Genomic DNA, 3,668 nt, shown 5'->3' with positions numbered 1-3,668 from the left:
TTCACCACCTCCGCCACCAAAAAAATTACATCCGCCCGTCAAAAGAGCCAGCGTCGCTACAAAGGTAAGGAACGAAACTTGACGCATTGCCAGTCTCCCAAAAGCTTTACCTGCATCTGCCAAAAAGGCCGGCTCATCCGATCGCCGGACACAAAGCGCGTGCCTGGTACATTTATATCTTAAAAGTACAGCTGGAGTTAAGAGTTTTGTTATCAAAAACTTGCAAGTATTTCCGAGTGGTAGGTTATTTCCGTTATGGGAAAATACCTACTGCTCTTAACTTTGACTCCTAGAAAATGTCGCTGCCACCGAGTAAGTACGATCGACTTGATGGAAAGAACTTGACTTCAGTCGTTGCTTCCTCCCATCAACTGCTTGAGCGAGTCCAGCCCCTTTTTGACACGACGGGACACTGTTACCACGCTGATATCCAAGCGTTCTGCAACTTCTTTTTGAGTTAAATCCTGTAGGAAAACAAATTCTAATATTTCTCGCGTGCGTTTTTCCAGTTGAACCAGAGCTTGTTGCAGGCGAATCTGGTCTTCTTGCGCTAACTGAAAACTGCGATAGCGAGGATCGGGAACGAGTTCTCCCAGACAAGTGGAACCCTCTTCCTCATCTCCCATCGGTGTATCCAGACTCAGAGGCGCACGATTTTGACAAGCCAATTTAATTTCCTGCCATTCTGGTGCGGAAATTCCCAGCGCTGCTGCCACTTCCGCATCGGTTGGCTGCCGATGGAGATCCTCTTGGAGTTCCCGCGTTACTGTTTGAGCCTGCCGTTGCAGCGTCAGCCAGCGTCGCGGAATGCGAACAGATGAGCCTCTATCGCGTAAATAGTGTTGAATCTCACCTCGAATATAGGGAAGGGCGAAAGAGCTAAAGGCATGACCTTTGCAGATTTCAAACCGTTCAATAGCTCGGATTAAACCCAAGCAGCCCACTTGGAGCAAGTCTTCGTAGCTTTCCGAGCATTGATTGCTCCAGTAATGCGCTTCTTTTCTGACCAATCCGAAATTCAGTTTGACCAACTCGTTGCGGACAGCAGCCGATCGCGATTTTTGGTATTCTCGCAACAGCTGCAAGCTATCATTTTTCAAACTATGAGATAGAGTCGTAGACATGGTGGAGTTCGTGGGGTAGATACAAGAAGCCAGGATACGCCCAACTCAGTCTTACTTACTTGGCAGTGAAGAAGCTGTGATCTGCGATCGGCTAAGCGGTGAGATCGCCTCTTGCATGGCCTAGAACTAGCCACAGGCAACCCGAACATAAAGCTTAACCAAATAAAGCCCCAAATATATTTTGTTTTGGAGTTACTGATAGCTTTAAGCGGCTACCTGTTTTGCCGCGATGCTGAAGTCACTCTTTACAGAGTAGTGATATTTAACCCAAGCATACAACCTCATTTCTACTGAAATTTTTGGCTGTGTTTTGACCGACAACAAACTGGAGTAGGGAAAAAAAGGGCGCAATGCGCCCTTTTTTTGCGATCGGATCGTCAAGACCCTTTAAAATATTGGGGCTTGATGTGTGAATTTACGCCGGCGACTGTTCCAGACGAGCGTAAAACAGACCGCGAATCTTCACTTCCTTGGCTTCGGCGGCTCCCAAATCAGTGTCTGAGGGCTGTTCGCTCTCAAAAGTGCCAGCAATTTCACCCGTAGCGCTATCTACCTTCGCTACTTGCAAGGAAATTCTACCCTTTTTGACTTCAGTACGCTTAACGTTGGTACGAGTCAGCTCTTCAGCATCGCTTGAGGCTGGGAGAGCGACTGCGTTGTCATACCCAGTCGCCGTGCCGCGACCTTTCGGGTCTAGGAAGGTCGCACCGCGATAGGAGGGAACTCTAAATTCACCTTCAAAATCCGTGGAGGTATTAATACTTTCCGCACCCGGCTGGGTTGTGGCTACTAAGCTTTTGATCGTAAACAGGAAAGGTACTCTTTCGCCTCCTGGCAGTTGTACCGTGATGGCTTGGAAGTCTAAACCGTCCTTTTCATAAAAAGTCAGGCTACCATCCTCATTTACTTTCAGTGGCCCCTGTACTTGGTCAATGCTGGATGTGTACCGCGTCAACAACTTGCCAGGAACAAATTCAGCTTCTTGCCGTTTGTTGGCGGGCTCTTCCTTCACGAAGAAAGTTGTCGGTTGTAAGCACAGATTTTTAATTACATAAGACTCACCGGCATTAAGGGGAATGGCACCGCGAGTCGTTTCTTGTAACTGCGGACAGTTATTTGCCAGACCTGTACCCCTGATATCGTCGTAAGTCAATTGCTCGGTGCTGGTAGCAGTTGCCGAACCTTCACTGCAAGCAGTTAGCACGCACAAGCACAATGCCAGGAATGCAACGATTAAACCGCGAAATCTCATGGTCAACCTCAATACCTAACCTCAGTCTCTACTTAATCTCGAATGCCAAAATCACTGCCACTGCCATAAAGAATCGGGCGCATTGACTCCGGTCTTGGAAAGCGGTGGCTTCAATACCGCGAGTGGGGAGAAGCACGATTCGTAAATATCAACCTGTTGAACTGCTGCCTAGTTTAGGCTGAATTCATAGATCTTTATATTGGCTCGGCTAAATCTCATAGAGCATTTTACAGAAAAATGCGCTTCATCCTACGGCTTGAGGACTTAGGCATTTGCATCTGGGAACGCAGATGTAACGGTCTGGGCGGCTCAGACAGGGCTCCTGACAAAGCTTGCAGCCTCGGACTGTGTTTGGCGATCGACCTCAGATGCTTGCTGCATAAGTCTTGAGCTTAAGGAAACTCTGTTTAAATTAATTTATTTTAAGATAAATTTATTTTTGTTAAGGTTGGCTGAGTGGCTCTTATTTTTGGGCCAATTGCTCCAAAAAAGATTTTTATGCTAAGTAAGGGTAAGAAAAAACTTTTAGCTAATAATTGAGACATAAGCAAATGAGTAAGTGGCCTGTTCAAACAGTGAGATGCAGGCATAAATAGGAGACAGTTGACCCATGTTTGGCTCAATTCAGAAAATAGGAATTATAGTATTAACCGCATCTTGTTTAGAAATTGGCGCTAACATTATTCATCCGCTCCCATCACAGGGACAGGTGGTAACATTTGCAGATGGCACCTACTGTCAAGGCTCGTTTCAACCTAATTCTCTGACTCTCAACGGTAGAGGGGTATGCGTATACGGTGGGACTGGAACTGACAAAGATACCTACAGAGGAGAGTTTCGCAATGGTGTGCCGAATGGCATAGGGGTGTTTGTTTTCGGTAATGGAGACCGCTACCAGGGACAGTTCCTCAATGGCCAGCCGAATGGAAGGGGAGAATTCATCTACAGTAACGATAACCGCTACCAGGGACAGTTCCGCAACGGAAAGCCTAATGGTAGCGGGGCATTTGTATTCTCTGATGGCACTCGCTACGATGGACAGTTCCGGGACGGTCAGTTTCACGGTAGAGGGACAATCACCTATACGAGTGGCGATCGCTATCAGGGACAGTTCATTTTAGGCCAACCTAATGGACTGGGATTGTACGTATCTAAGGATGGTACGCGCTGTCAAGGAGAGTTCTTCAACAGCGATCTCGATGGTAGAGGAACTTGCACAGACGCAAAGGGAGGCAGCTATCGGGGAGAAGTTCGCGGTGGGCGACCTCATGGCAGAGGAACAATTAAATATC

4 protein-coding genes are annotated in these 3,668 nt (G+C 47.3%); 1 reads left to right on the top strand and 3 read right to left on the bottom strand.

The genetic code is table 11. From position 1 onward, the window contains the following. From H6S82_RS33060 to H6S82_RS23740, 3 genes are all read right to left on the bottom strand, one after another. Positions 1 to 216 (bottom strand): hypothetical protein (locus H6S82_RS33060; protein ID WP_206756888.1); only part of this gene is annotated, 216 nt, incomplete at its 3' end. Positions 217 to 347: 131 nt separating this feature from the next. Further along, a complete protein-coding gene (locus tag H6S82_RS23745) occupies positions 348 to 1,124 on the bottom strand; it encodes an RNA polymerase sigma factor SigF (protein WP_190461560.1) in 777 nt (258 codons plus the stop codon). Between the two features lie 415 nt (positions 1,125 to 1,539). After that, positions 1,540 to 2,376: a photosystem II manganese-stabilizing polypeptide gene (locus tag H6S82_RS23740; protein ID WP_190461558.1), complete on the bottom strand. Its 837-nt coding sequence runs from the start codon at positions 2,374 to 2,376 to the stop codon at positions 1,540 to 1,542. Between the two features lie 610 nt (positions 2,377 to 2,986). On the opposite strand from H6S82_RS23740, the gene H6S82_RS23735 reads away from it, so the two are divergent. Next, positions 2,987 to 3,668 (top strand): hypothetical protein (locus H6S82_RS23735; protein WP_191056807.1); only part of this gene is annotated, 682 nt, incomplete at its 3' end.

Origin of the sequence: Planktothrix sp. FACHB-1355 (genome assembly GCF_014748295.1) — a bacterium.
GTDB lineage: Bacteria > Cyanobacteriota > Cyanobacteriia > Cyanobacteriales > Aerosakkonemataceae > Aerosakkonema > Aerosakkonema funiforme_A.
The sequence above is the reverse complement of the archived record's forward strand: the minus strand, read 5'-3'. Positions and strand labels throughout refer to the sequence as shown.